General features: G+C 69.6%; 23 protein-coding genes and 3 rRNA genes. 10 read left to right on the top strand and 16 right to left on the bottom strand.

Going from position 1 to position 25793, the window contains the following annotated elements:
• The first annotated feature begins 43 nt into the window (after positions 1 to 43).
• Together DEI99_RS06590 and DEI99_RS06585 are read left to right on the top strand one after the other, a co-directional pair.
• On the top strand, positions 44 to 1249 hold the full coding sequence (locus DEI99_RS06590) for a sensor histidine kinase (protein ID WP_111043160.1): 1206 nt from the start codon (positions 44 to 46) through the stop codon (positions 1247 to 1249).
• On the top strand, positions 1246 to 1872 hold the full coding sequence (locus tag DEI99_RS06585) for a response regulator transcription factor (protein WP_111043159.1): 627 nt from the start codon (positions 1246 to 1248) through the stop codon (positions 1870 to 1872). The genes DEI99_RS06590 and DEI99_RS06585 overlap by 4 nt, the downstream gene beginning before the upstream one ends.
• A gap of 22 nt (positions 1873 to 1894) precedes the next feature.
• On the opposite strand, the gene DEI99_RS06580 is transcribed toward DEI99_RS06585, so the two are convergent.
• Positions 1895 to 2842 carry an AraC family transcriptional regulator gene (locus DEI99_RS06580; protein WP_111043158.1) on the bottom strand — a complete coding sequence of 316 codons (948 nt, stop codon included), beginning with the start codon at positions 2840 to 2842 and terminating at the stop codon, positions 1895 to 1897.
• 110 nt (positions 2843 to 2952) lie between these two features.
• On the opposite strand from DEI99_RS06580, the gene DEI99_RS06575 reads away from it, so the two are divergent.
• A complete protein-coding gene (locus DEI99_RS06575) occupies positions 2953 to 3726 on the top strand; it encodes an SDR family NAD(P)-dependent oxidoreductase (protein WP_111043157.1) in 774 nt (257 codons plus the stop codon).
• A gap of 11 nt (positions 3727 to 3737) precedes the next feature.
• On the opposite strand, the gene DEI99_RS06570 is transcribed toward DEI99_RS06575, so the two are convergent.
• From DEI99_RS06570 to DEI99_RS06540, 7 genes are all read right to left on the bottom strand, one after another.
• Positions 3738 to 4568, bottom strand: coding sequence for a hypothetical protein (locus tag DEI99_RS06570; protein WP_111043156.1), 831 nt, complete (start codon positions 4566 to 4568; stop codon positions 3738 to 3740).
• 109 nt (positions 4569 to 4677) lie between these two features.
• Positions 4678 to 4794, bottom strand: a 5S ribosomal RNA gene (gene rrf / locus DEI99_RS06565).
• 155 nt (positions 4795 to 4949) lie between these two features.
• Positions 4950 to 8077 (bottom strand): 23S ribosomal RNA (locus tag DEI99_RS06560).
• A 433-nt stretch (positions 8078 to 8510) separates the two neighbouring features.
• A 16S ribosomal RNA gene (locus tag DEI99_RS06555) occupies positions 8511 to 10032 on the bottom strand.
• The 16S, 23S and 5S rRNA genes sit together here, the layout of an rRNA operon.
• Before the next feature lie 541 nt (positions 10033 to 10573).
• Positions 10574 to 11806: a dual-specificity RNA methyltransferase RlmN gene (gene rlmN / locus DEI99_RS06550; protein ID WP_111042875.1), complete on the bottom strand. Its 1233-nt coding sequence runs from the start codon at positions 11804 to 11806 to the stop codon at positions 10574 to 10576.
• Positions 11807 to 11828: 22 nt separating this feature from the next.
• Entirely contained in the window at positions 11829 to 12803 is a 975-nt protein-coding gene (locus tag DEI99_RS06545) for a C40 family peptidase (protein ID WP_111042876.1), read from the bottom strand.
• 286 nt (positions 12804 to 13089) lie between these two features.
• Entirely contained in the window at positions 13090 to 13257 is a 168-nt protein-coding gene (locus tag DEI99_RS06540) for a hypothetical protein (protein WP_175472162.1), read from the bottom strand.
• A 161-nt stretch (positions 13258 to 13418) separates the two neighbouring features.
• On the opposite strand from DEI99_RS06540, the gene DEI99_RS06535 reads away from it, so the two are divergent.
• From DEI99_RS06535 to DEI99_RS06515, 5 genes are all read left to right on the top strand, one after another.
• Positions 13419 to 13769: a GntR family transcriptional regulator gene (locus tag DEI99_RS06535; protein ID WP_071254282.1), complete on the top strand. Its 351-nt coding sequence runs from the start codon at positions 13419 to 13421 to the stop codon at positions 13767 to 13769.
• Positions 13766 to 14722, top strand: coding sequence for a DUF1648 domain-containing protein (locus DEI99_RS06530; protein ID WP_181434528.1), 957 nt, complete (start codon positions 13766 to 13768; stop codon positions 14720 to 14722). Before DEI99_RS06535 ends, DEI99_RS06530 begins: the two co-directional genes overlap by 4 nt.
• Before the next feature lie 303 nt (positions 14723 to 15025).
• Complete coding sequence (locus DEI99_RS06525; protein ID WP_111042878.1) at positions 15026 to 15670, top strand: class I SAM-dependent methyltransferase; 645 nt, start codon at positions 15026 to 15028, stop codon at positions 15668 to 15670.
• A 40-nt stretch (positions 15671 to 15710) separates the two neighbouring features.
• The gene (locus DEI99_RS06520) at positions 15711 to 16505 is read left to right on the top strand and encodes a DUF6807 family protein (RefSeq protein ID WP_111042879.1); all 795 of its coding nucleotides are present in this window, start codon (positions 15711 to 15713) and stop codon (positions 16503 to 16505) included.
• Positions 16506 to 16594: 89 nt separating this feature from the next.
• Positions 16595 to 17080 (top strand): tetratricopeptide repeat protein, encoded by a 486-nt coding sequence (locus DEI99_RS06515; RefSeq protein ID WP_111042880.1) that lies wholly within the window; start codon positions 16595 to 16597, stop codon positions 17078 to 17080.
• Here DEI99_RS06515 and DEI99_RS06510 read toward each other — a convergent pair.
• The 8 genes from DEI99_RS06510 to DEI99_RS06475 form a co-directional block, all read right to left on the bottom strand.
• A complete protein-coding gene (locus tag DEI99_RS06510; protein WP_111042881.1) occupies positions 17067 to 18542 on the bottom strand; it encodes a protein kinase domain-containing protein in 1476 nt (491 codons plus the stop codon). The genes DEI99_RS06515 and DEI99_RS06510 overlap by 14 nt on opposite strands.
• Positions 18543 to 18627: 85 nt before the next feature.
• Positions 18628 to 19110, bottom strand: coding sequence for a hypothetical protein (locus tag DEI99_RS06505; RefSeq protein WP_181434529.1), 483 nt, complete (start codon positions 19108 to 19110; stop codon positions 18628 to 18630).
• 95 nt (positions 19111 to 19205) lie between these two features.
• Complete coding sequence (locus DEI99_RS06500; RefSeq protein ID WP_111042884.1) at positions 19206 to 20057, bottom strand: ABC transporter permease; 852 nt, start codon at positions 20055 to 20057, stop codon at positions 19206 to 19208.
• On the bottom strand, positions 20054 to 21004 hold the full coding sequence (locus DEI99_RS06495) for an ABC transporter ATP-binding protein (RefSeq protein ID WP_071254309.1): 951 nt from the start codon (positions 21002 to 21004) through the stop codon (positions 20054 to 20056). The genes DEI99_RS06500 and DEI99_RS06495 overlap by 4 nt, the downstream gene beginning before the upstream one ends.
• Before the next feature lie 103 nt (positions 21005 to 21107).
• On the bottom strand, positions 21108 to 22091 hold the full coding sequence (locus DEI99_RS06490; RefSeq protein ID WP_146247193.1) for a hypothetical protein: 984 nt from the start codon (positions 22089 to 22091) through the stop codon (positions 21108 to 21110).
• Between the two features lie 47 nt (positions 22092 to 22138).
• Entirely contained in the window at positions 22139 to 22498 is a 360-nt protein-coding gene (locus tag DEI99_RS06485) for a PadR family transcriptional regulator (protein ID WP_111042892.1), read from the bottom strand.
• Between the two features lie 67 nt (positions 22499 to 22565).
• Entirely contained in the window at positions 22566 to 23051 is a 486-nt protein-coding gene (locus DEI99_RS06480) for a luciferase domain-containing protein (protein ID WP_258369616.1), read from the bottom strand.
• Between the two features lie 86 nt (positions 23052 to 23137).
• Positions 23138 to 23914, bottom strand: a complete 777-nt coding sequence (locus DEI99_RS06475) for a hypothetical protein (RefSeq protein WP_258369618.1) — start codon at positions 23912 to 23914, stop codon at positions 23138 to 23140.
• Positions 23915 to 24039: 125 nt separating this feature from the next.
• Between DEI99_RS06475 and DEI99_RS06470 the strand changes: the two genes are divergently transcribed.
• Complete coding sequence (locus tag DEI99_RS06470; RefSeq protein WP_111042886.1) at positions 24040 to 24561, top strand: ArsR/SmtB family transcription factor; 522 nt, start codon at positions 24040 to 24042, stop codon at positions 24559 to 24561.
• Positions 24558 to 25784, top strand: coding sequence for an MFS transporter (locus tag DEI99_RS06465; RefSeq protein WP_111042887.1), 1227 nt, complete (start codon positions 24558 to 24560; stop codon positions 25782 to 25784). The genes DEI99_RS06470 and DEI99_RS06465 overlap by 4 nt, the downstream gene beginning before the upstream one ends.
• The last annotated feature ends 9 nt before the right edge of the window (positions 25785 to 25793 follow it).

The raw sequence follows: 25793 nt of genomic DNA, 5'->3' as shown, positions 1-25793 counted from the left end.
GGAGAACCCGCTGCGCGGTTCCGGAGGATGGGATGCTGGGGTCATGGACCCGATCACCGCGCACCGGAACCGGGGTCTGCACGTCGCCGTCGGCGTCACGATCGCGGTCGTCGCGGCGATCGTCGCCTTCGCCTGGTCCCCGTGGTCGACGCGGTGGCCCGCGTTCGCGATGCTCGTCGTCCTCGCCCTCGCGTACGGTGCGTTCGGCTGGCGCGGCTACGACGTCCGCCGTGCCGCGGCCGGGTTCCTCCCGCTGCTCGTCCTGTCGGCGCTCGTGCTGCCCGCGGTGGTACCGAGCGCGGCGTTCATCCAGTGCGTCCTCTTCCCCGTCGCGTGGAGCCAGGTCGAGCGGGTGCGGACCGCGGTCGCCCTCTCCCTCGCGATCGGCGTCGCGGCTGCGGTCGGGCTGCGGGTCGCGTCGGGGCCGAGCGCGCTCGGCAGCACCCTGCTCATCGAGGGCATCAGCGTCGCCGGTGCGTGCGCCCTCGGCCTCTGGATCACGCGCATCGCACGGCTCTCCGACGACCGACGCCGTCTCATCGAGGAGCTCCGGACGGCGCAGGACTCCCTCGCCGAGGCCCACCGCGCCGCCGGTGTCACGAGCGAGCGGGAGCGCCTCGCCCGCGAGCTCCACGACACGGTCGCGCAGGACCTCGCCGGGATCGTCATGCTCACCGAACGGGCCCGTGGCGACCTCGCCGCCGAACACCTCGACCGGCTGGGCGAACGGCTCGCGGTCCTCGAGGACTCCGCCCGCCTCGCGCTCGAGGGATCGCGGACCCTGGTCGCGGCCGGAGCGGCCGGCATCGTGAGCGACGGACTGGCCGCCGCCCTCCACCGGCTCGGTGAACGGTTCACCCGTGAGACCAGCATCACGGTCGTCGTGGACGCCGTCGACGAGCCGCTCGGTCGCGACGCGCAGGTGGTACTGCTGCGTTCCGCGCAAGAGGCACTCGCCAACGTGCGGTCGCACGCCCGCGCGACGTCAGCGCGGGTCACGCTGCGCAGCACCGCGGACCGCGCTCAAATGACGGTCGCCGATGACGGCGTCGGCTTCAATACCTCGGTGCCGAGCGCTGGTCACGGTCTCCGCGGTCTGCACGAGCGGCTCGCCCTCGCCGACGGCACCTGCACGGTCACGAGCGAGCCCGGGCGGGGCACGGTCCTCGAGGTCACGCTGCCCGTCGCTCCGACCGGCGCAGACTCCGCGCCCACGGCGGCGCTCGCCACGGCAGGGGTACGGCGGTGATCCGCGTCGTCGTCGCGGACGACCACCCGATCGTCCGCGCCGGCATCGTCGCGCTGCTGCAGACCGCCGCCGACGTCGAGGTCGTCGGCCAGGCGTCCGACGGGCACGCCGCCGTGTCCCTCAGCCTCGCGGAGCAACCGGACGTCGTCCTCATGGACCTCCGCATGCCCGGCCTGAACGGGGACGAGGCCACGGCGCAGATCCTTGCCCGCGAGCCGCAGGTGCGGGTCCTCATCCTCACCACCTACGAGACCGACGACCAGATCCTCACGGCGATCGAGGCCGGTGCTGCCGGGTACCTGCTCAAGGCCGCACCGGAATCCGAGATCCTGGCGGGCCTCCGCGCCACCGCGCAGGGCGGCACGGCGCTGGCCCCGGCGGCGGCCGCGGCCCTCGTCCGTCGGACCGCCGGCAGGCCCGCTCCCGGCCCGTCGCTCTCGCCCCGCGAGCTCGACGTCCTGCAACTCGTCGCGCAGGGCAACTCGAACCCGCAGATCGGTCGCACGCTGTTCCTCAGCGAGACCACGGTGAAGACGCACCTGGGACACGTGTTCGAGAAGCTCGGGGTGAACGACCGGACCCGCGCGGTGACCCGCGCGATGGAACTCGGCCTCCTCCGCTGATCCATCGCGCGGCGTCGCCCGACTACACCGCGGGCGCGAGCGCGAGCTGTTCCCGGGCCACCACGGCGTCGGCGGCGGGAGGCCGTCCGTACGCCTCCCGGTAGTCGCGCGAGAAGTGCGAGGCACTGCGGTACCCGACGACGGCCGCGGCACGCGCAGCGGTCTCGGCGTGCAGGACCATGCGGCGCCGCGCTTCCCCGAGCCGGGTGCGCTTGAGGTACTGCGCGGGGGACATCCCGGTGGCCTGCTTGAAGCGGGCGAACAGGGTGCTCTCGCTGACCCGGAGTTCCCGGGCCAGGCGCTCCATCGACCACGGCTCGGCCATCCGGTCGGTGAGCAGCGCGGTCGCGCCGGCGACGACCGACGTGCCGATGCCGTCGAGTGCCGCCGTGATTCGCGGCGCCTGCGCGGTCTGCAGTAGGCGGAGGACGACCTCGCGCGACACGAGGGGGAACAGCACGGGGATGTCCTCGGGCGCGTCGAGCAGGGCGAGGAGCCGGGTGACGGCGTCGGCAAGGGGCGCCGTCCACGTGGCGAGGCGCGGCAACTCCTCGGTGGGGCGTACCGCCGACGAGGACATGGAGGCGACGACCTCGCTCACGACCAGTGGGTCGAGCCGCCAGATCGCGGAGACGAAGCCCTCGTCACCGGCGGTGTCGACGACCCCGGCGACGACCGGCAGGTCCACCGGCGTGATGATGAAGCGCTCGCGTCCCCACTCCTGGTCGTCATCGCCGACGATCGAGCGCTTCCGCCCACGCAGGACCATCGACAGCGACGGCACGTACCGGCGGTCGAACAACCCGGTGGACTCGTGGACGCGCGACATCGTCAGCCCGAGCGATTCAGCCCGGTGCACCGACGCCGGTCGGGCGACGACCTCGACCGTCGACGCGCGCTCGAGGACCGCTGCGTGCCGCGAGGCGATCGCAGCAGCCCGGTCGAGGTGTTGCGCCGTGACGTCGTCCACGAGCCCACGCTACGCGCCCGCGCAGTGCGCCAGCGACCCGCACGCGATCCGGCAACCTTCTCGCCGGATCCGGCAAGGCCGCCGATGGCACGCGGACCGAGCATCGAAGCATGACCACTGCACCGAACGAACCCACCACTCCCCGTACCGCCCTCGTCACCGGCGCTTCGAGCGGCATCGGCGAGGCCGTCGCCCACGAGCTCGCCGCCGCCGGTCTGACCGTCGTCGTGCACGGACGCGACGCGTCCCGCACTCGTGCCGTCGCGGAGGCCATCGAGCACCGCGGCGGAAGAGCCGTCCCCGTCGTCGCGGACCTCGCCGCGTCCGCCGCTGATGTCCGAGCCTTCGCCGCGCACGCCAGCGATCTGGCCGGCGGCCGCATCGACGTCCTCGTCAACAACGCCGGCGTGTACCCGGGCGGCCCGACCGAGTCGCTGTCCGACGACACCGTCGACGCGCTCCTGACGACGAACATCCGTGCACCGCACGCCCTCGTCGCAGCACTTGCACCTGCGATGGCCGAGCGCGGCACGGGCGCCGTGGTCAACATCGGCTCGTGGATGGCCCGGGTCGGTGTCCCGTTCATGGGGCTCTACCCCGCGACGAAGGCCGCGCTCGAGCAGCTCACCCGAGCCTGGTCGGCGGAGTACGGCCCCCGCGGGGTCCGTGTCGTCACGGTCGCTCCCGGAGCGACAGCGACGCCCGGCAACGCCGATGCCGCCGACGCCCCGGCGGCGATGACCCAGGGCACGCCGGCGGGCGTGCCGGTACGACCGGTCGACGTCGCCCGCGCGGTGCGGTGGGTGGTCTCCGACGAGGCTGCCTTCGTGCACGGTGGCACCATCGACGTCGACGGCGGGATCGCCTCGACGCGTCTGCGCTGACGCGGCTCAGCTCAGGACGGCCCGAACGGGTCGAACGGGATGCAGTCGCTCTGGACCAACAGCACGCCGTCGGCGCGCTTCCACGTGATCGACGCATCGGCCGAGTACACGGCCAGCTCGAGGTACTGCGGACGCTCGGTGAAGCTCGTACCCGACCCCTCGCTGCTCCAGGCGGCCCGCAGCGCCGACACCGCCTGCTCCCGCTCGACCCGTCCACCGAGTGTGAAGCGCTCGTGGAACACCCGACAGGGGTTGCCAGCCGCACTCGTGCTCTCGGTGAACCACCGCCGGCCCCGAACGTCGTCCGGACCGACGTGCAGCTGCGCGAGCGCGTCGTCGACCCACGGTCCGATCGCTTCCCGCGCTTCGGCCGCCGACGCGGGGCCGTCGCCGTACTCGACGCCGTCCAGTTCGTCGAGCCGTTGCTGCTCCCGGTACGCGCGTTCATCGCCGGCGGCACGGGGCAGCACGTCGAACGCCGGCACGACGACGAGCAGCACCACCGCCAGCAGTCCGAGCCCCGACACGACGGTGGTCCCCCACGCCACCTCGACGGACCGACGAGCACGGAGCGCGCGGATCCCCGCCACGAATGCCGGCACCGTGGCAGCGAGCCCGAGCACCAGCGCGATGACCTGCGGTACCGCCGCTCCTCCACCGTCGTTCGTGCTCCGCCAGGCGGTGCCGATCTGCGCCACGAACTCGAGCACGAGCGCCACCAGCACCCCGACCGGCGCCACCACGATGCCGAAGACCAGACGGTTCCGCCGGAGCCGCGCGCCGTCGTCGTTGTCCGAGCTGACGGTCCCGGCCGACTCCCTCGTCCTTGTTCGATCGTCCATGCGTTCCTCCCCCGGCGCAGACGCTAGCAGGGTGATGCATGAACGCCCCGGGAACGCAGAAAACCCCTGACCACGAATGGTCAGGGGTTCCCTGGTCTTACTGAGTTAAGTCCGGCGGCGTCCTACTCTCCCACAAGGTCCCCCTTGCAGTACCATCGGCGCTGAGAGGCTTAGCTTCCGGGTTCGGAATGTGACCGGGCGTTTCCCTCTCGCTATGACCACCGGAACACCTTCGACCAGATCATACTTGGTCTCAAAGCTGTCCCGACTGCCGTCACCCGAAGGTGACAGAGCGGTGTATTCAGTTTCGATTCCCGATCGTCTGTCGGGAACCACAAAGTGGACGCGAGCCCCACACCCGAAGGTGTGGGAAATAATTGTGTTGTCAAGTCTTCGGCTTATTAGTACCGGTCAGCTCCACGGGTCGTTAGTCCCCGCTTCCACATCCGGCCTATCAACCCAGTAGTCTGCTGGGAGCCTCTCACACTCAAGGTGCATGGAAATCTCATCTCGAAGACGGCTTCCCGCTTAGATGCTTTCAGCGGTTATCCGGTCCGAACGTAGCTAATCAGCGGTGCCCTTGGCAGAACAACTGACACACCAGAGGTTCGTCCATCCCGGTCCTCTCGTACTAGGGATAGATCTTCTCAAATTTCCAACGCGCGCAGCGGATAGGGACCGAACTGTCTCACGACGTTCTAAACCCAGCTCGCGTACCGCTTTAATGGGCGAACAGCCCAACCCTTGGGACCTACTCCAGCCCCAGGATGCGACGAGCCGACATCGAGGTGCCAAACCATGCCGTCGATATGGACTCTTGGGCAAGATCAGCCTGTTATCCCCGAGGTACCTTTTATCCGTTGAGCGACAGCGCTTCCACAAGCCACTGCCGGATCACTAGTCCCGACTTTCGTCCCTGCTCGACCTGTCAGTCTCACAGTCAAGCTCCCTTGTGCACTTACACTCGCCACCTGATTGCCAACCAGGTTGAGGGAACCTTTGGGCGCCTCCGTTACTCTTTGGGAGGCAACCGCCCCAGTTAAACTACCCATCAGGCACTGTCCATGAACCCGATCAGGGTCCTACGTTAGACATCCAAAGTGACCAGAGTGGTATTTCAACAATGACTCCACGAACACTAGCGTGCCCGCTTCACAGTCTCCCACCTATCCTACACAAGCCACTCCGAACACCAATACCAAACTGTAGTAAAGGTCACGGGGTCTTTCCGTCCTGCTGCGCGTAACGAGCATCTTTACTCGTAGTGCAATTTCGCCGAGTTCGCGGTTGAGACAGCTGGGAAGTCGTTACGCCATTCGTGCAGGTCGGAACTTACCCGACAAGGAATTTCGCTACCTTAGGATGGTTATAGTTACCACCGCCGTTTACTGGGGCTTAAATTCAGAGCTTCGCCGTGAGGCTAACCCTTCCTCTTAACCTTCCAGCACCGGGCAGGCGTCAGTCCGTATACATCGTCTTGCGACTTCGCACGGACCTGTGTTTTTAGTAAACAGTCGCTTCCCACTGGTCTCTGCGGCCTTCAACGCTCACGGAGTAAATCCGGTCACGCGTCCGGCCCCCCTTCTCCCGAAGTTACGGGGGCATTTTGCCGAGTTCCTTAACCACGATTCTCTCGATCTCCTTGGTATTCTCTACCTGACCACCTGAGTCGGTTTCGGGTACGGGCGGCTGCAACCTCGCGTCGATGCTTTTCTCGGCAGCATAGGATCACTGATTTCCCCTTACGGGTACGCGTCGGATCTCAGGCATACAGACGACGGATTTGCCTATCGTCAGCCCTACATCCTTACACCAGGTTCACCTTACGGATACCATCGCCTGGCTCAGCTACCTTCCTGCGTCACACCTGTTCATACGCTAACCGCACCAGCATGGGGTCGAGCGTTAGACCGGACACCATCACCCCGAAGGGATCCGGATGCACCGGGTTAGGACTCTTAGCACCACTGGATTAGCTTGGGCGGTTGTTCGCCGGTACGGGAATATCAACCCGTTGTCCATCGACTACGCCTGTCGGCCTCGCCTTAGGTCCCGACTTACCCAGGGCGGATTAACCTGGCCCTGGAACCCTTGGTCTTTCGGAGGACGGGTTTCTCACCCGTCTTTCGCTACTCATGCCTGCATTCTCACTCGTGTAGCGTCCACGGCTGGATCACTCCGCCGCTTCACTCGCCACACGACGCTCTCCTACCACTCCGCACGACTGAACCACGAAGGCTTGTCTATAGTGCGAAATCTACAACTTCGGTGGTGTGCTTGAGCCCCGTTACATTGTCGGCGCGGAATCACTTGACCAGTGAGCTATTACGCACTCTTTCAAGGGTGGCTGCTTCTAAGCCAACCTCCTGGTTGTCTATGCAACTCCACATCCTTTCCCACTTAGCACACGCTTAGGGACCTTAGTTGGTAGTCTGGGTTGTTTCCCTCTCGACGATGAAGCTTATCCCCCACCGTCTCACTGCTGCGCTCTCACTCACCGGCATTCGGAGTTTGGCTGACGTCAGTAACCTGTTGAGGCCCATCGGCCATCCAGTAGCTCTACCTCCGGCGAGAAACACGCAACGCTGCACCTAAATGCATTTCGGAGAGAACCAGCTATCACGAAGTTTGATTGGCCTTTCACCCCTATCCACAGCTCATCCCCTCCATTTTCAACTGAAGTGGGTTCGGTCCTCCACGACGTCTTACCGTCGCTTCAACCTGGCCATGGATAGATCACTTCGCTTCGGGTCTAGAACATGCGACTCAAACGCCCTATTCAGACTCGCTTTCGCTACGGCTGCCCCTCACGGGTTAACCTCGCCACATATCACTAACTCGCAGGCTCATTCTTCAAAAGGCACGCCGTCACCCCTACAAGGAGGCTCCGACGGTTTGTAAGCAAACGGTTTCAGGTACTATTTCACTCCCCTCCCGGGGTACTTTTCACCTTTCCCTCACGGTACTTGTCCGCTATCGGTCATCTGGGAGTATTTAGGCTTATCAGGTGGTCCTGACAGATTCACACGGGATTTCTCGGGCCCCGTGCTACTTGGGATACACATCCGGCCATAACACCATTTCGTCTACGGGGCTGGCACCCACTACGGCCCGGCTTTCAAACCGGTTCGACTATGATGCGCTGTAACCGCCCCAGTCCGGCAGAACTGAGCGACGTGTCCCACAACCCCGACCATGCAACGCCCGCCGGCTATCACACATGATCGGTTTAGCCTCATCCGCTTTCGCTCGCCACTACTCACGGAATCACATGTTGTTTTCTCTTCCTGTGGGTACTGAGATGTTTCACTTCCCCACGTTCCCTCTACCCGCCCTATATATTCAGGCGGGAGTCACCAGGTCACAAAAGCGCCTGGCGGGGTTTCCCCATTCGGAAATCCTCGGCTCACAGCTCGATTATCAGCTCCCCGAGGCTTATCGCAGATTTCTACGTCCTTCTTCGGCTCCAGATGCCAAGGCATCCACCGTTTGCTCTTAGAAACTTGACCACAAAGATTAAAATTGCGATCGACTCGAACAACAACTCCACCCGAAGGCTTCATCATCGTCACGAGCGATCTAAGATGCTCGCGTCCACTGTGTAGTTCTCAACATACGATCGGCACCAGCACTCCCCCACCCTACGGTGGACTCATCCTGGCCCGACGAAGAACCAGCAACCAGCAAGCGAGAACCTCGCCACCAGTCACGGCTCAACCCCCGACCACACTCGGCCGGGAAGCCTGGTCCCTCAGGACCCAACAACGTGCACCAGCCAGCAGCTCCACCCCGACCCGTTCCCACCCTGCAAGCAAGGTGTACTAAGACCGGAAGCATCACTCCCGACTGCACTGTCAATGTTCCACCCATGAGCTACCCGTCGGACACGTTCGGTCCGAATCGGGCGCCTGGACACCCCAAGAGGTGCCAGATGCTCCTTAGAAAGGAGGTGATCCAGCCGCACCTTCCGGTACGGCTACCTTGTTACGACTTAGTCCTAATCACCGATCCCACCTTCGACGGCTCCTTCCACAAGGGTTAGGCCACCGGCTTCGGGTGTTACCGACTTTCATGACTTGACGGGCGGTGTGTACAAGGCCCGGGAACGTATTCACCGCAGCGTTGCTGATCTGCGATTACTAGCGACTCCGACTTCATGAGGTCGAGTTGCAGACCTCAATCCGAACTGAGACCGGCTTTTTGGGATTCGCTCCACCTTACGGTATCGCAGCCCTTTGTACCGGCCATTGTAGCATGCGTGAAGCCCAAGACATAAGGGGCATGATGATTTGACGTCATCCCCACCTTCCTCCGAGTTGACCCCGGCAGTCTCCTATGAGTCCCCGGCATAACCCGCTGGCAACATAGAACGAGGGTTGCGCTCGTTGCGGGACTTAACCCAACATCTCACGACACGAGCTGACGACAACCATGCACCACCTGTACACCGACCACAAGGGGGCGACCATCTCTGGCCGTTTCCGGTGTATGTCAAGCCTTGGTAAGGTTCTTCGCGTTGCATCGAATTAATCCGCATGCTCCGCCGCTTGTGCGGGCCCCCGTCAATTCCTTTGAGTTTTAGCCTTGCGGCCGTACTCCCCAGGCGGGGCGCTTAATGCGTTAGCTACGACACAGAAACCGTGGAAAGGTCCCTACATCTAGCGCCCAACGTTTACGGCATGGACTACCAGGGTATCTAATCCTGTTCGCTCCCCATGCTTTCGCTCCTCAGCGTCAGTTACGGCCCAGAGATCTGCCTTCGCCATCGGTGTTCCTCCTGATATCTGCGCATTCCACCGCTACACCAGGAATTCCAATCTCCCCTACCGCACTCTAGTCTGCCCGTACCCACTGCAAGCCCGAGGTTGAGCCTCGGGATTTCACAGCAGACGCGACAAACCGCCTACGAGCTCTTTACGCCCAATAATTCCGGACAACGCTTGCACCCTACGTATTACCGCGGCTGCTGGCACGTAGTTAGCCGGTGCTTTTTCTGCAGGTACCGTCACTTTCGCTTCTTCCCTACTAAAAGAGGTTTACAACCCGAAGGCCGTCATCCCTCACGCGGCGTTGCTGCATCAGGCTTTCGCCCATTGTGCAATATTCCCCACTGCTGCCTCCCGTAGGAGTCTGGGCCGTGTCTCAGTCCCAGTGTGGCCGGTCACCCTCTCAGGCCGGCTACCCGTCGTCGCCTTGGTGAGCCATTACCTCACCAACAAGCTGATAGGCCGCGAGTCCATCCCCAACCAAAAAATCTTTCCACCACCAGACCATGCGGCCGGTGATCGTATCCAGTATTAGACGTCGTTTCCAACGCTTATCCCAGAGTCAGGGGCAGGTTACTCACGTGTTACTCACCCGTTCGCCACTAATCACAGGAGCAAGCTCCTGATCATCGTTCGACTTGCATGTGTTAAGCACGCCGCCAGCGTTCGTCCTGAGCCAGGATCAAACTCTCCGTAAAAAATTACAACCAACACCCGAAAGCGTCAGCGAGTTGATTCTGACTGTTGACTGTCTACTGACAATCTTCAATCCAAAAGGAATTGCATCATGACCCGGTCAGCAAGCCGACCAGGCACGAGGTCAATCAATAAATTGGCATTGACAATGTGCACGCTGTTGAGTTCTCAAGGACCAGACGCACTCCCCGCTCGATCCCACATGGGGACTCTGCCAGAGAGGCATTCGTTCTTGCGCCACCCGAACGGACACCGGATCGCTCCGGTCGTTCAGGTGGGGTGGTTGCCTGAGCGGGACCCCGTCCGGACTGCGCCCCCGGGGTGTTCACCCTGGTGACCGTCTCGGCCGTTCCGTTCTCCGCCTCAGCGGCAACGAGTGATTACTTTACGCAGACCTGAGCGCGAGCGCCAAGCCGTCCCCCATCCCGGGCGTGTCGCCCGGAGATCCGCGGAAGAACGCCCGCCGACACCGCGACCGGATGCCCCGGGGACGACGAAGGGCACGGTGCGATGTGCACCGTGCCCTGCGTGGGGACGCCTCGACTACTCGGCCGCGGCCAGCTGCCCGCAGGCCCCGTCGATCTCCTTGCCGCGGGTGTCGCGCAGGGTCGTCGGGATGCCGGCGGCGTTGAGCCGGCGGACGAACTCGTCCTGCACGTGCACCTCGGACGAGGTCCACACCGAGCCCGGCGTCGGGTTGAGCGGGATCGGGTTGACGTGCACCCAGCCCTTGCCGCGCTTGTTGAGCTTCTCGGCGAGCAGGTCGGCACGCCAGGCGTGGTCGTTCATGTCCTTGATGAGCGCGTACTCGATCGAGACACGTCGGCCGGTCTTGACGAAGTAGTTGTGGGCGGCGTCGATCGCCTCGTCGGCCTTCCACCGGGAGTTCACCGGGATGAGCTCGTCGCGCAGTTCGTCATCAGGGGCGTGCAGGGACAGTGCGAAGGTGATCGGGATGTCCTCCTCCGCCAGCTTGTTGATCGCCGGCACGAGTCCGACGGTCGAGACGGTGATGCCGCGGGCGCTCATGCCGAGGCCGTTCGGCTGCGGCGCGACCATCAACCGCACGGCGTCCATCACCCGCTTGTAGTTCGCGAGCGGCTCCCCCATGCCCATGAACACGATGTTGGTCACGCGCTCGGCGTCGACGCGGTCCTTGCCGCCCTTGCGGGGATCGCCCCCGAGCTCACCGGCGGCGATCGCTGCGTTGGCCCGGACGATCTGCTCGATGATCTCGGCGGTGGACATGTTGCGGGTCAGCCCCGCCTGGCCGGTGGCGCAGAACGGGCAGTTCATGCCGCACCCGGCCTGCGACGAGACGCAGAGCGTGATCCGGCCCGGGTACCGCATGAGCACCGACTCGACCAGGGCGCCGTCGTGCAGCTTCCAGAGGAACTTGATCGTGTCGCCCTTGTCCGTCGCGAGACGCCGGGTCTCGGTGAGGAGCGGCGGCAGCATCCCGGCGACGAGCTGCTCCCGCTGGGCGGCGGGCAGGTCGGTCATGTCGGCCGGGTCGGACGTGTAGTGCGTGAAGTAGTGGGTCGCCAGCTGCTTGGCGCGGAACCCGGGCAGCCCGAGCTCCTGCACGCGTGCGATGCGTTCCTCGGGGGTCAGGTCGGCGAGGTGCACGGGCGGCTTGCCCCGCTTCGGGGACGCGAACTGCAGGAGCGGCCGGCCGTCGGTGTCGGTGGCCTGCTTCCAGCCCTCGGTGCGGGGGCGGACCTGCGGACGAGCAGACTGCTGCTGTTCGAACGGGGTACGGGTGTCGGAGGCCATCACTCCAGGATACGTGATCCCGTCAGCTCCCCGCGGGCAGCACCCGTGCGAAGTGGTGCGCGGCCGAGTACATCGGCACGATGTCGACGACCTCGCCGGGGTGCGGGGCCTGCAGCACGAGTCCCTGGCCGAGGTACAGGCCGACGTGGTCCTCGTCGTCGTACACGACGAGGTCACCGGGCAGCGCCTCGGACTCCGGGATCGTCGTCGCCGCGGCGTCCTGCGTCGGGACGTAGTGCACGAGCGGGATGCCGACCGCCGCGTAGGCGACCATCGTCAGCCCGGAGCAGTCGATGCCCTCGTGGCTCGCACCGCCCTCGACGTACGGGTCCCCCATGTACTGCAGCGCCGTCGCGACGATGGTGGCCCGGTCGCCGCCGCCGGACAGCGCCGCGGACAGGGCCGACTGCGCCTGCGCGGTGGTCACGCCGAACCGCAGGTCGAGCGTCGGGTAGGAGACGATCGTCGTCGTGGTCGTCATGCCGTCGGTCGAGACCACGGGCACCTCGACGTCGTGGGCGACCGTGAAGGACTGCGCGGACGGGACCGACTGCGACGTCGTGGTCCCCTGCTGCGCGGAGTCGTCCGGCGTGGCCGCGTTCGCCGGGAGCGCCAGGGTCAGGCTCGAGGTCACCGCGAGGGCGGGGGCGAGCAGGACGGCGGCCCGCTTGGCGTTGGCCGCACGGCGGAGGTGCCGGGGGTCGGCGGCCCGCTCGGCACGGAGGGCAGCGGTCCGGCTGAGGACTGCGGCGCCTGCGGACGACGTGACGGTCGGCCGCGGCTGCATGCGCACGGTCCTGGCCGGCGCGGGGTGCTCGACGAACGTGGAGCGGGCAGCAGCAGGACCGAGGGCCGAACGCCGGCCACGGGGCCGGAGCGGCTGCCCGGAGCGGGTCGCCTGCGTCGCCTGCCGCACCGGCGCGGACACCGCGTTCGGCGTCGCTCGGGCTGGCTGGTGGTCGTCGACTGCGGCTGCTGCCAGTGCGTGGCGTCCCATGCGTCCTTCCGGGTCGGGATCGACCTGCGATCCGGAAGCAACGTATTGGTGACGGACCCGCTCCAGCCTGGGCGGCACCGGAGTGTTCCTGCGGCTGGTCACAGGAACGGGGTCGCCGGGTGGACGCGAGCTGCGCGACGGGACCGCGGCAGACGACGGCCGAGGAGACCACCGGACCGCGTGAGCCGCGGAACGGCGGCGATCCGGGCCTCCTGGCCGGCGGGTGGACCGCAGGACGGGAGCCGCTGAAGCGGAGTACCGCACTGTCCCCCGGCGCGTACCCCGACTAGCGGTTCTCGGGGCGGCCGGTGGCGCGGGTGCTGACGAGGTCGGCGAGGGACGGCTCGGCGTCGTCACCGGGGACGGCCCAGCCACGGCGGGCGGCCTTGCGGACGAGACGGTACGTGGTGACCTGGAGGGGTTCCACTCCGTCGGCGGATTCGTACTTCGACATGGTTTCTCCCTGAATGGTGAGCGGATCGCTCGTTCGAGACGCTACGCCCGAACGGGGGTACCGGACCGGCTGCTGCGTTCCGCGGCCAAGGCACGGGCGTGGCGTCGAGCCGCGCCCGGCGGGGTGGACCTCGAACACCATTGTTCGCATAGAATGCGAACATGTTGATCACCGTCGATCCCGGGGCCCGCGCGACGCTCGCCGAGCAGGTCGCCGCCCAGATCCGGCACGCGATCGCCCGTGGCGAGCTCGCGAGCGGGGAACGGCTGCCGTCCGCCCGTGACCTCGCCGCATCGGTCGACGTCAACGTGCACACGGTGTTGCGCGCCTACGCGCAGCTCCAGGACGACGGGCTGATCGAGCTGCGGCGGGGCCGCGGCGCGACGGTCCTGCGGTCGGGCAACGCCTCGTTCGACCGGCTCCGCGGACTCGTCGACGAGCTCCGCGACCAGGCCGAGACGCTCGGCGTCCCGCTCGACGACCTGTTCACGATGATCAAGGGGGCACGATGACCACGCGACCGATGGGGACCGGGACACGGCTGGCGGTGGTGACACCCGGACTGGCCGTGGTGGCCGGGGTGGTGCTGGCCACGCTCGCGTCGGCGGGCAACCTGCCGGACCGGATGCCGATCCACTTCCGTTCGGACGGCACCGCCGACGGCTGGAGTTCGCCGTGGCCGGTGTTCTGGGTCACCCTGCTCGTCACGGTCGGCGTCGCGGTGCTCGGCTTCGTCGCGCTGCGCATGCGGGACCGGCGGACGGCGGCGACGACGCTGCTCGTCGCCGGGCTGGTGTCCGGGAGCGCCGGCACCGCGTGGGTGGTCCTGGTCCGTGCGGCGACCGTCGGCGACGGCGTGCTGCCGATGTGGTGGGGTGCGGTGTTCCTGGCCGTGACCGCGGCGGTGGCCGCCGTCCCGGCCGCCGCGCTGGTGCGCGTCGCTGCGCCGGTGCCCGCGCACGAGGTCGCTCCCCTGCCCGTCGGCCCCGCGACCCGTGTGGCCTGGCGCTCGCGGGTCGGCAGCCGCTGGTTCGCCGCGCTCGGCGCCGTGCTCGTCGGGGTCGGCATCGGCACGGTCGTCGCGACCGTGGTGAACGACGTCGGGGGCGCTGTCGTGTCCGGTGTCGTGCTGGCGGTCGCCGGGTTCGCGGTGCTCTCGCTCGCGCGCGTCGAGGTCACCGTCGACCGGCGCGGCCTGCGCCTGACGACGTCGGTCACGCGCATCCCGCTCATGCGGGTGCCGCTGGAACGCATCGAGGGCTGCGGCTGCGAGGACGTCTCCCCCGGTCAGTGGGGCGGCTGGGGCTACCGGTTCTCGGGTCGGGGCGTCGCCTACGTCGTGCGCTCCGGGCCGGGGCTCGTCGCCCGGCTGCGGGGAGGGCAGGCGCGCGTGGTGACGGTGCCGGACGCCGCGAGCGGGGCCGCCGTGCTCGGCGCGCTGCTCGCCGCACGCACGGCCGACTGATCGCTGTACGGGCGGTCGCGGCACGGCGGTGGGCCTGATCGGGTGCCGCGACGGGCGCGACGCTCGTTGCGCTGCGCCACCGGGCCGGACGAGCGCCTGGCAGCTGGACCAGCGTCGGGCGCAGGATGCGCCGACAGGGCGGCGCGGGCCTCCCGACACGGCTGCGCACAGGGCAGCCGAGCCTGGTGGCCGGGTCGCTCGGTCGGTCTGGAGGCCCGTCATCCGTCCGTCGCGCGGCTCACGTCGTTGCCGGACCGGCAACAGGGCTCGCGTCGCGCCCGGCGGGCGCGGTGCACTGGGCGCATGCACGCACCCCAGGAGTCCCCCGCCGACGCCCGCGACTGGTGGGAGGCCCGCTACGCCGAACGCGACGGCATCTGGTCGGGGCGGGTGAACGCGGTGCTCGCCGCCGTGGCGCCGACGCTGCCGACCGGTCGTGCGCTCGACCTCGGCTGCGGCGAGGGCGGCGACGTCGTCTGGCTCGCGCAGCAGGGCTGGGACGCCGTCGGGGTCGACCTGTCCGTGACCGCGCTGGAACGCGGGTCGCGTGCCGCGGTGTCGGCGGACGTCGAGGAGCGGACCGCGTTCGTGGCCGCTGACCTGGCGACGTGGGACACGGCGGAGCGGTTCGCACTCGTCACCGCGTCGTTCCTGCAGTCGTGGCCGGTGGTGATCCCGCGTGACGCGATCCTGCGGCGCGCTGCGGGGTTCGTGGCCGTCGGCGGCCACCTGCTCGTCACGGCGCACGCGGCGCCACCGCACGGCGACCTGCCCGAGGAGCTCCGGGGCTTCCGGTTCCCGACGCCGCAGGCCGACCTCGAGGCGGTCGGGGTCGACGACACGTGGCAGGTGGCGGCGGCGGAGCTCCGGGAGCGGACGGCCTCCACCGAGGACGGTCGCGCGCACGACGTGGTGGACAGCGTGGTGCTGGTCCGACGGTTGCGCTGAGGCCGGGGCGCGGTCGGGACGGACTCGGTAGCGTCGCGGTGTGGTCGACGTCGAGGGTGCGCGTTCGCTGTCGGTCGTCGGCGTGGTGGTCGCTTCCGCCGTCGACGGCACCGGGATGCCCACCGCGCTCGCGCCGCGCCCGTACCTGCACCCGGTGCGGACGCTCGGTGGCACGGTCGTCAGCGCGCACCGACCACCCGACCACGCGTGGCACTGCGGGGTCGGCGTCGCGATCCCCGACCTCGACGGCGTGAACTGCTGGGGCGGACCGACCTACGTGCACGGAGCCGGGTACGTCCACCGGGACGACCACGGTCGGGTCGACGTCCGGCGCACCCGTCGGGACGGCCCCGGGCTCGTGCACGACCTCGTCTGGCGGGGACCGGAGGGGGCCGAGCTGCTGCTCGAGGAACGACGCCTGGGGTGGCGAGGGGTCGCCGACGGGTGGGAGCTGACCTGGACGTCGGCGTTCCGGTGCCCCGGCGACGTCGAGGTCCGGCTCGGCAGCCCGGGCAGCAACGGTCGCGCGGGCGCCGGGTACGGCGGGTTCACGTGGCGGTTCCCGGCGTGCTCCGCCGTGCGGGTGCGGACCGAGCACGCCTCGGGAGAAGCCGCGACGCACGGGTCGCTGGCGCCGTGGATCGAGTGGCGCGCCGCGTTCCCGGGCGGGGACGCCGTGGTCCGGATCGAGGCCCTCGACCACGACGACCCCTGGTTCGTGCGCGTGGCCGAGTACCCCGCGCTCGGCTCGGCGCTCGCGTGGGACGAGCCCGTGCGGGTGCGCCCGGGGTCGCCGCTCGTGCGGTCGTTCCGGGCGACGGTGCGGGACGCGTGAGGACGCCGGACCGAGCGGGAGGAGCGGGCCGAGTTCGTCGCCGGACGGTCGGCGCGTTCGCCGGTCGGCGGGTTCGCTAGCCTGCTGCGATGAGCACCGGAGCCTGGGAAGACCGCGTCGCCGCCCTCTGGGACGACGAGACCGTCGACGGCGAGCAGCGCATCGAGCGGATGCGCGAACTCGCGGACACCGCGCCGCACCCCGCTGTCGGCGCGTTCGAGCTCGGCGGCGCGTTCGACTCGGGCGGCCACGAGGCCGATGCACACGAGCACTACGCGGCCGCGACGGCCGCCGGTTTGGCCGACGTCGACCCCGTGCGCGCCGCCCGGATGGTCGTGCAGCACGCGTCGACGCTCCGCAACCTCGGACGGGCGGACGAGGCGATCGCGATGCTGCGGGAGGCTCCCGAGCACCCGTCGACCGGGGTCGCTCCGCGGGTGTTCCTCGCCCTCGCGCTGCACAGCGCCGGGCGGCAGGACGAGGCGCTCCGCGTCGCGATCGAGGCCGTCGAGCCGACGCTGCCGCGGTACAACCGGTCGGTGCGGAACTACGCGGCGGCGCTCACGGACGGCTGAGCCGCGTCGTGTCCGTCCGGGCGACGGGCAGCGAGTCGCTCGTCGCGCGGAGCGACTCCTGCCGGAGCTCGAGCTGCGTGACCGCGAGGGCTGCCAGGTCGTGCAGGTTGGCGAGGTCGCCCTCGGTCGCCTGGCGGGGCTTCGTGTCGAGCACGGCGAGGGTGCCGATCGGCGACCCGTCGTGCTTGACGAGCGGGACGCTGACGTAGAACCGGATGCCGAGCGGCCCGGTGACGAGCGGGCTGTGCTGCATCTCCGGGTGCGTGGACCCGTCCGGGATCACCACGGGCACCGGCACCGGGGCGAAGCCGTTCCGGAAGTTGATGTTGCGCGCCGCGTCGTCGACGCCCTCGGCGATGTAGGACTGCGACCAGGCACGGTCCTCGTCGATGACCTCGACCAGGGCGATCGGCGCGTCGAACAGGCGGGCGGCCATCGCGGTGGTGCGGTGCAGTGCCTCGTCGGGCAGGGTGTCGAGCGTGGCGGGGTGTCCGGTGTCGGCCGGGGCGTCGGCCGCAGCGGGTGCTGCCGACCGGTCCGACGCGTCGACGACGTGGTCGGCGCCGGCGGTCTCGGCGATGACGACGTCGCGGAGCTGCGCGACCAGGTCGGCGCCGAGCGGACGGGCCGCCGGGTCCTGCGCGGTCATCGCGGTGAGCAGCCGCTTCCAGTGCTCGGGCAGCGGTTCGGGCACGACCGGGTCGCGGGAGAGCCGCGCGACGGCGGACTCGACGAGCGAGCCGGGGAACTCGCGGCGCCGGGTGAAGCACTGCAGCAGGACGAGGCCGAGCGAGTACACGTCGCTCGCCGGTCCGACGTCGGCGCCGCGGGCCTGCTCGGGGCTGAGGTAGGCGGCGGTGCCGGTGGTCACGCCGTCGGCGGTGAGACGTTCGACGCCGGCGGCGAGCGCGATGCCGAAGTCGGTCAGTCGGGCCCGGGCGCGGTCGGAGTCGTTGCCGTAGTCGACGAGCAGGATGTTCGACGGCTTGATGTCGCGGTGCACGACGCCGTGGGCGTGGATGTAGTGCAGTGCCTCGGCCATGTCGTAGCCGATCTCGGCGATGTGCCGCGAGGCGAGGGGGCCGACGGCCAGGCGTTCCTCGAGGTCCTGTCCGACGACGAGCGCCATGACGATGTACCGCTGCTGGCTGCCGTCCTGGCCCGCGACGACGCCGGCGTCGAGCAGGCTGACGAGGTTGTGGTGCTCGAGCGAGGCGAGGACGCCGAGCTCGGCTTCCTGCCGGGCGATGTCGACGATCCCCGAGTGGAAGACCTTGACGGCGACGGGGCGGTGCAGGCTCTCGTCCACGGCACGGTAGACGACGGACATCCCGCCCTGGCCGATGGCCTGTTCGAGCCGGTAGCGGCCGTCGAGGAGCGGCGTCCTCGCGTCGTGCTCCTCGGTGGTGGTCATCGAGCCCTCGCGGTCGGTGCCGCACGCAGGGATGTGCAGCTGATGCATCTTCGCATCCCCGACGAGCAGATGTCCGCATCCCACGCTCTGCGGACGGTGGGTCCGACGGCGTCGGGCGTGGTCCGGACCGCGCTCACCCCGTCGCGAGGTCCCCGACGATCACCAGGCGCCACTCGCTGGCCCGGTCGCTGCCGTACGCGGCGAAGGACACCCGCTCGACGTCGGTGCGGTGCGCGGCCGGCAGGTCGATGTGGTGCGGGCTGTCCCGACAGGCGAGGTCCTCGACGACCTCGCTCCCGCCGCCGGTCGCCGAGGTCGTCCGGACGATCCCGCTCATGTGCCCGTTGCCGAAGCACGAGAACCGCAGGTGCTCGATCGTCTGCGGGTGCGGGTACTCGATCGTGATCTGCGAACCGGTGTCCCCCGGGTCGTCAGGGCCACGCTGGACCCCGGCCGTCAGCACGCCGAGGACGTCGTCCCGACGCTCCTCGTCGGCGTCCTGCTCGTCCTGCCACGCGTGCAGCGCTCTCGGGTCGACGGCGGGCTCGACGGCGCAGCCGGCGAGCAGGACGAGGCCGACGACCGCCGGCAGCACCACGAGGGGGACGTTCCGCACGTCGGCAGCCTACGGGGGCGGTGGACGCTTGCACGAGACGGACGGGAGGCCCGGTACCAGCCGGCACCGGGCCTCCCGTCCGTCAGGTGGTCGCGTCAGACGTCGCGTCGGCGGGTGACCACGAGGGCGAGTGCCCCCACGACGACGACCTCGGCCGCGAGGACGCCGAAGCCGCCCCAGCCGTTCAGGACGATGCCGGTCTGCTCGGGGGCCGGTGCGCCGCTCGAGTAGGTGATGAGCTGCGCACCGGCCTGCAGGGGCAGGAACTGCGACAGGTCCAGCAGCCAGTCGGCGTTCGTGAGCGCGGCGGCCAGCTGCAGGATCGTCGGGACGACCAGCATGAGGCCGAGCGTGATCGCGATGCCGGCGGCGCTCGACTTGACGAGCAGGCCGATGCCGAACGCGAGCAGGGCGACGAGCGTGACGAGGACGGACGCGCCGAGGATCGGCATGAAGACCGCCGGGTCGCCGACCTCGGGGTGGGCGCCGTTCGAGGCCTGCAGGGCGAGGGCCAGGAGCGCGCCGATCGCCGTCGCGACCACGCTGACGACGAACGTCGCGACGGCCAGCACGGTGGCCTTCGCGAGCAGCACGCCGACTCGGCCCGGGTCCGCGGTGAACGTCGAGCGGATCTGACCGGTGCCGTACTCACCGGAGATGATGAGCACGCCGAGCACGCCGACGACGAGCGCCGTCAGGTTCACGCTCACCGTGTTGATGAGCACGAAGCTGGCGTTCGCCTGCTCGGTGGGGACGTCGGTGCCGCCGCTGTTCACGGCCTGGCCCACGAGGGCCGCCATGCCGATGGTGACGACCGCGATGATCGCGAAGCACCAGACGGTGGAGCGGATGCTGCGGAACTTGATCCACTCGCTCCGGACGAGCCGGGGGAACGACAGCCCGACGGAGTCGGGGACGGTCTTGTGGGCGGGCGCGGTGGCGGTCATCGGGTGCCCTCCGATCGGTACTCGACGTCGTCGCGGGTGAGGGCCATGTAGGCCTCCTCGAGGCTCGCGCCGGTCGGGGTGAGTTCGTGCAGGACGACGCCCGCCTGCGCGGCGATGGTGCCGACGGTCGGGGCGTCCGGGCCGACGACGAGGAACGAGCCGTCCTCGCGCTGCGTGACCGACGCGTTCGGCCCGATGGCGTGGAAGAGCTGGTCGGGCGACGGCGTGCGGACGACGACGCGGCTGCCGCCGCCGTTCGGGGTGCCGTCGGCGCCGACGCCCGAGGCGGCGTTCGCGCCCGCGACGAACTCGGCGATCGGGGCGTCCGCGAGCACCTTGCCGCGGCCGAGCACGACGACGCGGTCGGCGGTCTGCGCCATCTCGCTCATGAGGTGGCTGGAGAGGAAGACGGTGCGGCCGTCGGCGGCCATCCGCCGGGCGAGCTGCCGGACCCACACGACGCCGTCCGGGTCGAGACCGTTGACCGGCTCGTCGAGGATGAGGGTCTTCGGGTCGCCGAGCAGTGCGGCAGCGATTCCCAGACGCTGCCCCATGCCGAGCGAGAACCCGCCGACGCGCTTCTTCGCGACCGCGTCGAGGCCGGTCATGTCGATGACCTCGTGCACGCGGGACTTCGGGATGCCGTGCGTCGCGGCGAGCGAGAGCAGGTGGTTGTACGCGCTCCGTCCGGAGTGCACCGCCTTCGCCTCGAGCAGCGCGCCGACCTGCCGCAGCGGGTCGCGGAACGTCCGGTACGGCCGGCCGTTCACGATCGCCCGCCCCGACGTGGGCTCGTCGAGGCCCATGATCATGCGCATCGTGGTGGACTTCCCGGCACCGTTCGGGCCGAGGAAGCCGGTCACGCTACCGGGGCGGACGACGAAGGAGACGTCGTCCACGGCGGTCTTGGGACCGTACTGTTTGGTGAGATGGTCGACTTCGATCACGAGCGCCACGCTATTGCAGCGGCACGGACGGCCGCGTCCGCCGTTGGGGGGAGATGCGCGGGCGCGCCGTGGCGTTCGTTGCTGTGCGGCAGTGGGCGCGCCGTCAGACGGAGGTCGGCGTGCGCTCCCGCAGGTCGAGACGACCGCTGCTGTGCAGCACGAGCAGGAGCAGCCCGAACGCCACCGGCAGCGCGACGACGGCCGCGGAGCCGCTCCCCGTGAGGATGCCGCGCAGCTCGTTCCCGACCACGGTGAGCGCGTACGGCGTCAACCCGAGCGTGATGGTGAAGACGACGCGCCAGTGCCCGGCGATCGCCAGGCCGACGGCCGCGACCTCGACGAGCACGACGGCGTACCAGGCGTACAGGTTGCCGTTCCACAGGTCACGGCTGCTGAGCCACGCCCCCGGCTCCGTACCGACGGCGGTGTAGCTCGCGACGCCGAGGAGCAGCCACCCGGCGGTCGCCGCGGCCGTGTGGTGGCTGCGGAGCGGACGCCCGATCAGGGCGACCACCGCGCACGCGGCGAACAGCGCCAGCGTGCCCCGGTCGACGCTCCACACCCCGGGGTACCGGACGAACCAGTGCGGGGAGACGACGGCCGCCGCGGTGCAGACGACGAGCGCGACCCGACCGATGGCCCACCGGCCGGTGAGCGCCGCCACGAGCGCGACGACCCACAGCGCGGCGAAGACGGGACCGGTGTCGCGGAACGGACCGACCTGCACCATCTCCTGCGGCGCGGGGTTGCCCCGGATCCACGGTGCCCAGCTGCTCACCAGGAACTCGGCGAGCGCCAGGCCCGCGCCCGTCGTCAGCGCGATGGTGCTGCCGGCGTCACGCACCCCGGGCACCACGAGTCGGTCGAGTCGCGCGGTCACACCGTGGCCGATGACGGCGGCGCGTTCCCGTGCTGTGGGAGCGTCGCGCCCCTCGGCGTCGGCGACGTCGAGCAGGGTGCCGACGAAGGCGTCCTCGTGCGCCGTCCGCCAGGACCGCGGGTACCAGCCCATCAGCCGGCGGTACCGCTGCTCTGTGCTCATTTGCCTCGTGCTCATCTGCTTCGTGCTCATCCGCTTCGTGCTCATCCGCTCTGTGCTTGCGCGGTCGGTGCGCGATGCGGTCGCGTCGGCGCTCATGCCGCTCCCCCGGCGGTGCGCGGAGTACCGGTCGCGCCCGGCGTCGTCAGGCGGCTCCGCAGGACCCGGAGCTTCGCGTCGAGTCGCGCTGCCTCGTCGGAGAGCCGCTGGCGGCCCTCGTCGGTGATCACGAAGTACCGCCGCAGGCGACCACCGACGACCTCGTCGCCGTCGCCGCGCACCAGGCCGGCCTGCTCGAGGCGCTCGAGCGTGGCGTACAGCGTGGTGACCGCGAGTGTCGTCCGGCCGTCGGACAGCTCGGCGGCCGCCTGGATGATCGCGTAGCCGTGTCGGCGACCGCCGGTCAGGCTGGTCAGGACCCAGAAGGCGGGTTCACGGAGTTCGGTCGTGCTCATGTCGTCGACCATACACCCACTGTGGGAGTATTCCCATCGCGGGGCACTCGATTCGTGGGGCCCTGCTTCACGTCGGGCTGTGGGCCGGCCGCTCGTCTCCGGGGTCGCGGGCGAAGGCCAGGCTCTCCTCGATGACCGACAGGACGACCGCGACCTCGTCGTCGTCCCGCGGGCCGTAGACCAGGAACTCGGTGCCGAAGTCCTCGTACTGGTGCGGGATCGCCCAGCCGAGCTCGGTGAGCTGCCGACCACGCTCCGCCGGCAGGCAGAGGTGCACCGAGGTGTCGTCGACACCGTGCAGGTGCACCGGTTCGAGCCGGCCCTCCGGCGCCAGCGAACTCCACGGCACGACGTGCTCGGAGCGGTCCCGCAGGAACAGGGCACGGGACGACACCGGGGACACCTGGCTGTGGCCCTCGACCACGTCGGGCAGGGCGAGCGCCCCGGCGAGCAGGCGGCCCCACCGCTCCGGGGTGGCGCGGTCGGTGAGCTGGCGCTGCGGTCCCTCGTCCGAGACGGTCGGACGGGCACCGGGTCGAGGTGTCGTGATCACGAGTGCGAGGGTAGCTCACGGCTGGTCCTGCTCCTGCTTCTGCTTCTGCTTCTGCTTCTGCTTCTGCTTCGAGTGCGACCGTGGCGTCAGGGCTTCGCGCCGTTGCCGTACGAGCCGTGCAGGGTGGTGTCGCGGAACGCCGTCGTGTCGATCACCGCGCGGACCCGGTCGAGCACGGCCTGGTCGGTCGAGTCGACGCCGATCGTCAGCGAGCCGTAGTCCACCCGCATCGTGTACGGGATTGAGGCGTCGAGACCGGTGACGTGCGGGGTCGCGGCGAGCGTCGCCAGGCCGTCGGCCACCGCCGTGGACGTCGTCTCGGGGATCCGCTGGTCGAAGGTGCCGTCGTAGTGCACGACGCTCGCGATGTGGCCGTCGCCCGCCGGCACGGTCAGCGTGAGGTCGACACCCGTCCAGGCCAGGCCCTCGGCCATGGTCGTCGGCACCGCTCCCGCCTGGCCCGGTGTGGCGTCGGCGTCCATCTCGACGGTGAAGCGCGACGAGAAGTGGTGCACGGTCACCCACCGCGTCGGACACGAGGGGTCGGCGGTCGTGCTCGGCGCGTTCGTCGTCGTCTCGGTCGCGCGCTGCACGGCGGGCAGGGCCCGGACCGTGGCGAGCGTGTCACGGACCGACGTCGCGACGAACGGGTCCAGGGTGGCTTCCGGATCGGGGTCCGGTTCGGGTGCCGGCGGGACGTCCTGATCGGGGAACGGACCGGATGCGCTCGGGCAGCGCCCGTCGCCGTCGCCGGCGAGGGCGTCACGCGCCAGCCCCTCGGCGGCCGAACACGCCGTGAGCGGGAGGACTCCGACCGCGACCGTCACAGCGGCGAGGAGTCCGAGGACGGGGTGCGTGCGCATGCGCCCATCCTGACCGCTCCGCCCGCGACGGCGAACGGGACCGCACCGCGTGTGTCCACGGTGACACGTGCGCGACCCCCAAAGAGCCGTTTGCAGGTCCGGCGGTCTCCGGCGACGATGAGCGCATGTCCACCCTCGACGCCCTGCGGGCCACCGCCCACCCCGTCCGGCTCCGGCTGCTCTCCCTGGTCACGAGCACGGCGATGAGCGCGGCCGAGGCCGCCCGCGAGCTCGGCCTGTCCCAGGCCACGGCCAGCTACCACTTCCGCGTGCTCGAGCGCGCGGGACTCGTGACGGTCGTCGAGGTCGTCCGCCTGCGCGGCGGCGACGCGAAGCGCTACCGGCACGAGTCGTCCGCGGTGCCGTTCGACGTCGACGCCCGGCCCGACGCCGTCGCGGTGGACGAACGGCTCCGCTACCTCGACGCCCAGGTCGACGAGCTCCGACGACGGGCGCAGCACCGTGTCGACGGGCCGGCGATCTCCACGGACGCCGAGCTCTGGGTCGGGCCGGAGACCTGGCGCCGGGTCGTGCGGCACGTCGGCGAGGCGTCCGCCCTGCTGCACGCAGCTGCCCAGCGGCCACGGACGCCCGGCTCCGTCCCGGTCTCGATGACCGTGTCGATGTTCCCCCTGCGTCGCCCGTGAGCGCCGCGGGTGGCGTGCTCCGGTACCCGGCCTTCCGCTGGCTCGTCGCGGCACGCACGGTGTCGATCGTCGGCAACGCGGTCGCCCCGATCGCCCTGGCCTTCGCGGTGCTCGACCTGACCGGCTCGCCGGCCGACCTCGGCCTCGTGGTGGCGGCACGGTCGGTCGCGAACGTCGCCGTCCTGCTGTTCGGCGGCATCGTGGCAGACCGGCTCCCCCGCGACGTCGTGCTCGTCTCCACCTCGATCGGTGCCGCGGTCACCCAGGCGACCGTCGCCGCCCTCGTCCTCACCGGAACGGCGACCGTGCCGCTCCTGGTGGCGCTCAGCGTCCTGAACGGCGCCGTCGCGGCCGTCAGCCTGCCGACGACCGCCGCGATGGTGCCGGAGACCGTGCCGGAACCGGCGCTCCGCCCCGCCAACGCCGTGGTGCGCCTCGGCGTGAACACCGGCACCGTGGTCGGCGCCTCCGCCGGGGCGGCGCTCGTCGCGGCCGTCGGCGCGGGATGGGGGCTCGCCGTCGACGCGGCAGGCTTCGCCGTGGCCGCTCTCCTCTACACCCGGGTCCGGCTCCCCCGGGCAGCGGCCCCGGCAGCGGCGGAACGACCGTCGGTGCTCGCCGACCTGCGGGAGGGGTGGGTCGAGTTCTCCGGACGCCGGTGGGTGTGGACCGTGGTCGCGCAGTTCACCGTCCTGAACGCCGCCTTCGTGGGGGCGACGACCGTGCTCGGTCCGGTGGTCGCCGACGAGACGTTCGGGCGCGCGGGCTGGGGCCTGGTGGTCGCCGCGCAGACCGTCGGGCTCGGGCTCGGCGCGCTCCTCGCGCTGCGGTGGCGGCCCCGACGGGCCCTCGGCATCGGCGTCGCGCTGATGGCCGTGACCGCGCTGCCGGCGATCGCGCTCGGGGTCGCTCCGGCACTGCCGACGCTGGTCGTGGCGTTCGCACTCGGTGGTGTCGCCCTCGAGCTGTTCTCGATCGCGTGGGACCACGCGCTGCAGTCGAACGTGCCGCGCGGGGTGCTGGCCCGGGTCTACTCGTACGACATGGTGGGGTCCTTCGTCGCCGTGCCCTTCGGCGAGGCGCTCGTCGGGCCGCTCGCCGACGCCGTCGGGTCGACCACCACACTGCTCGGGTGCGCCGCCGCGATCGTGCTCGCCACCGTGGCCGCGGCGTCGACTCGCAGCGTCCGGCGCGTCACGACGGACCCCGCGCCGTCGGCCTGACTGTGCCCC

The organism is Curtobacterium sp. MCLR17_036 (genome assembly GCF_003234445.2).
In the GTDB taxonomy this organism is placed as follows: domain Bacteria; phylum Actinomycetota; class Actinomycetes; order Actinomycetales; family Microbacteriaceae; genus Curtobacterium.
The sequence above is the reverse complement of the archived record's forward strand: the minus strand, read 5'-3'. Positions and strand labels throughout refer to the sequence as shown.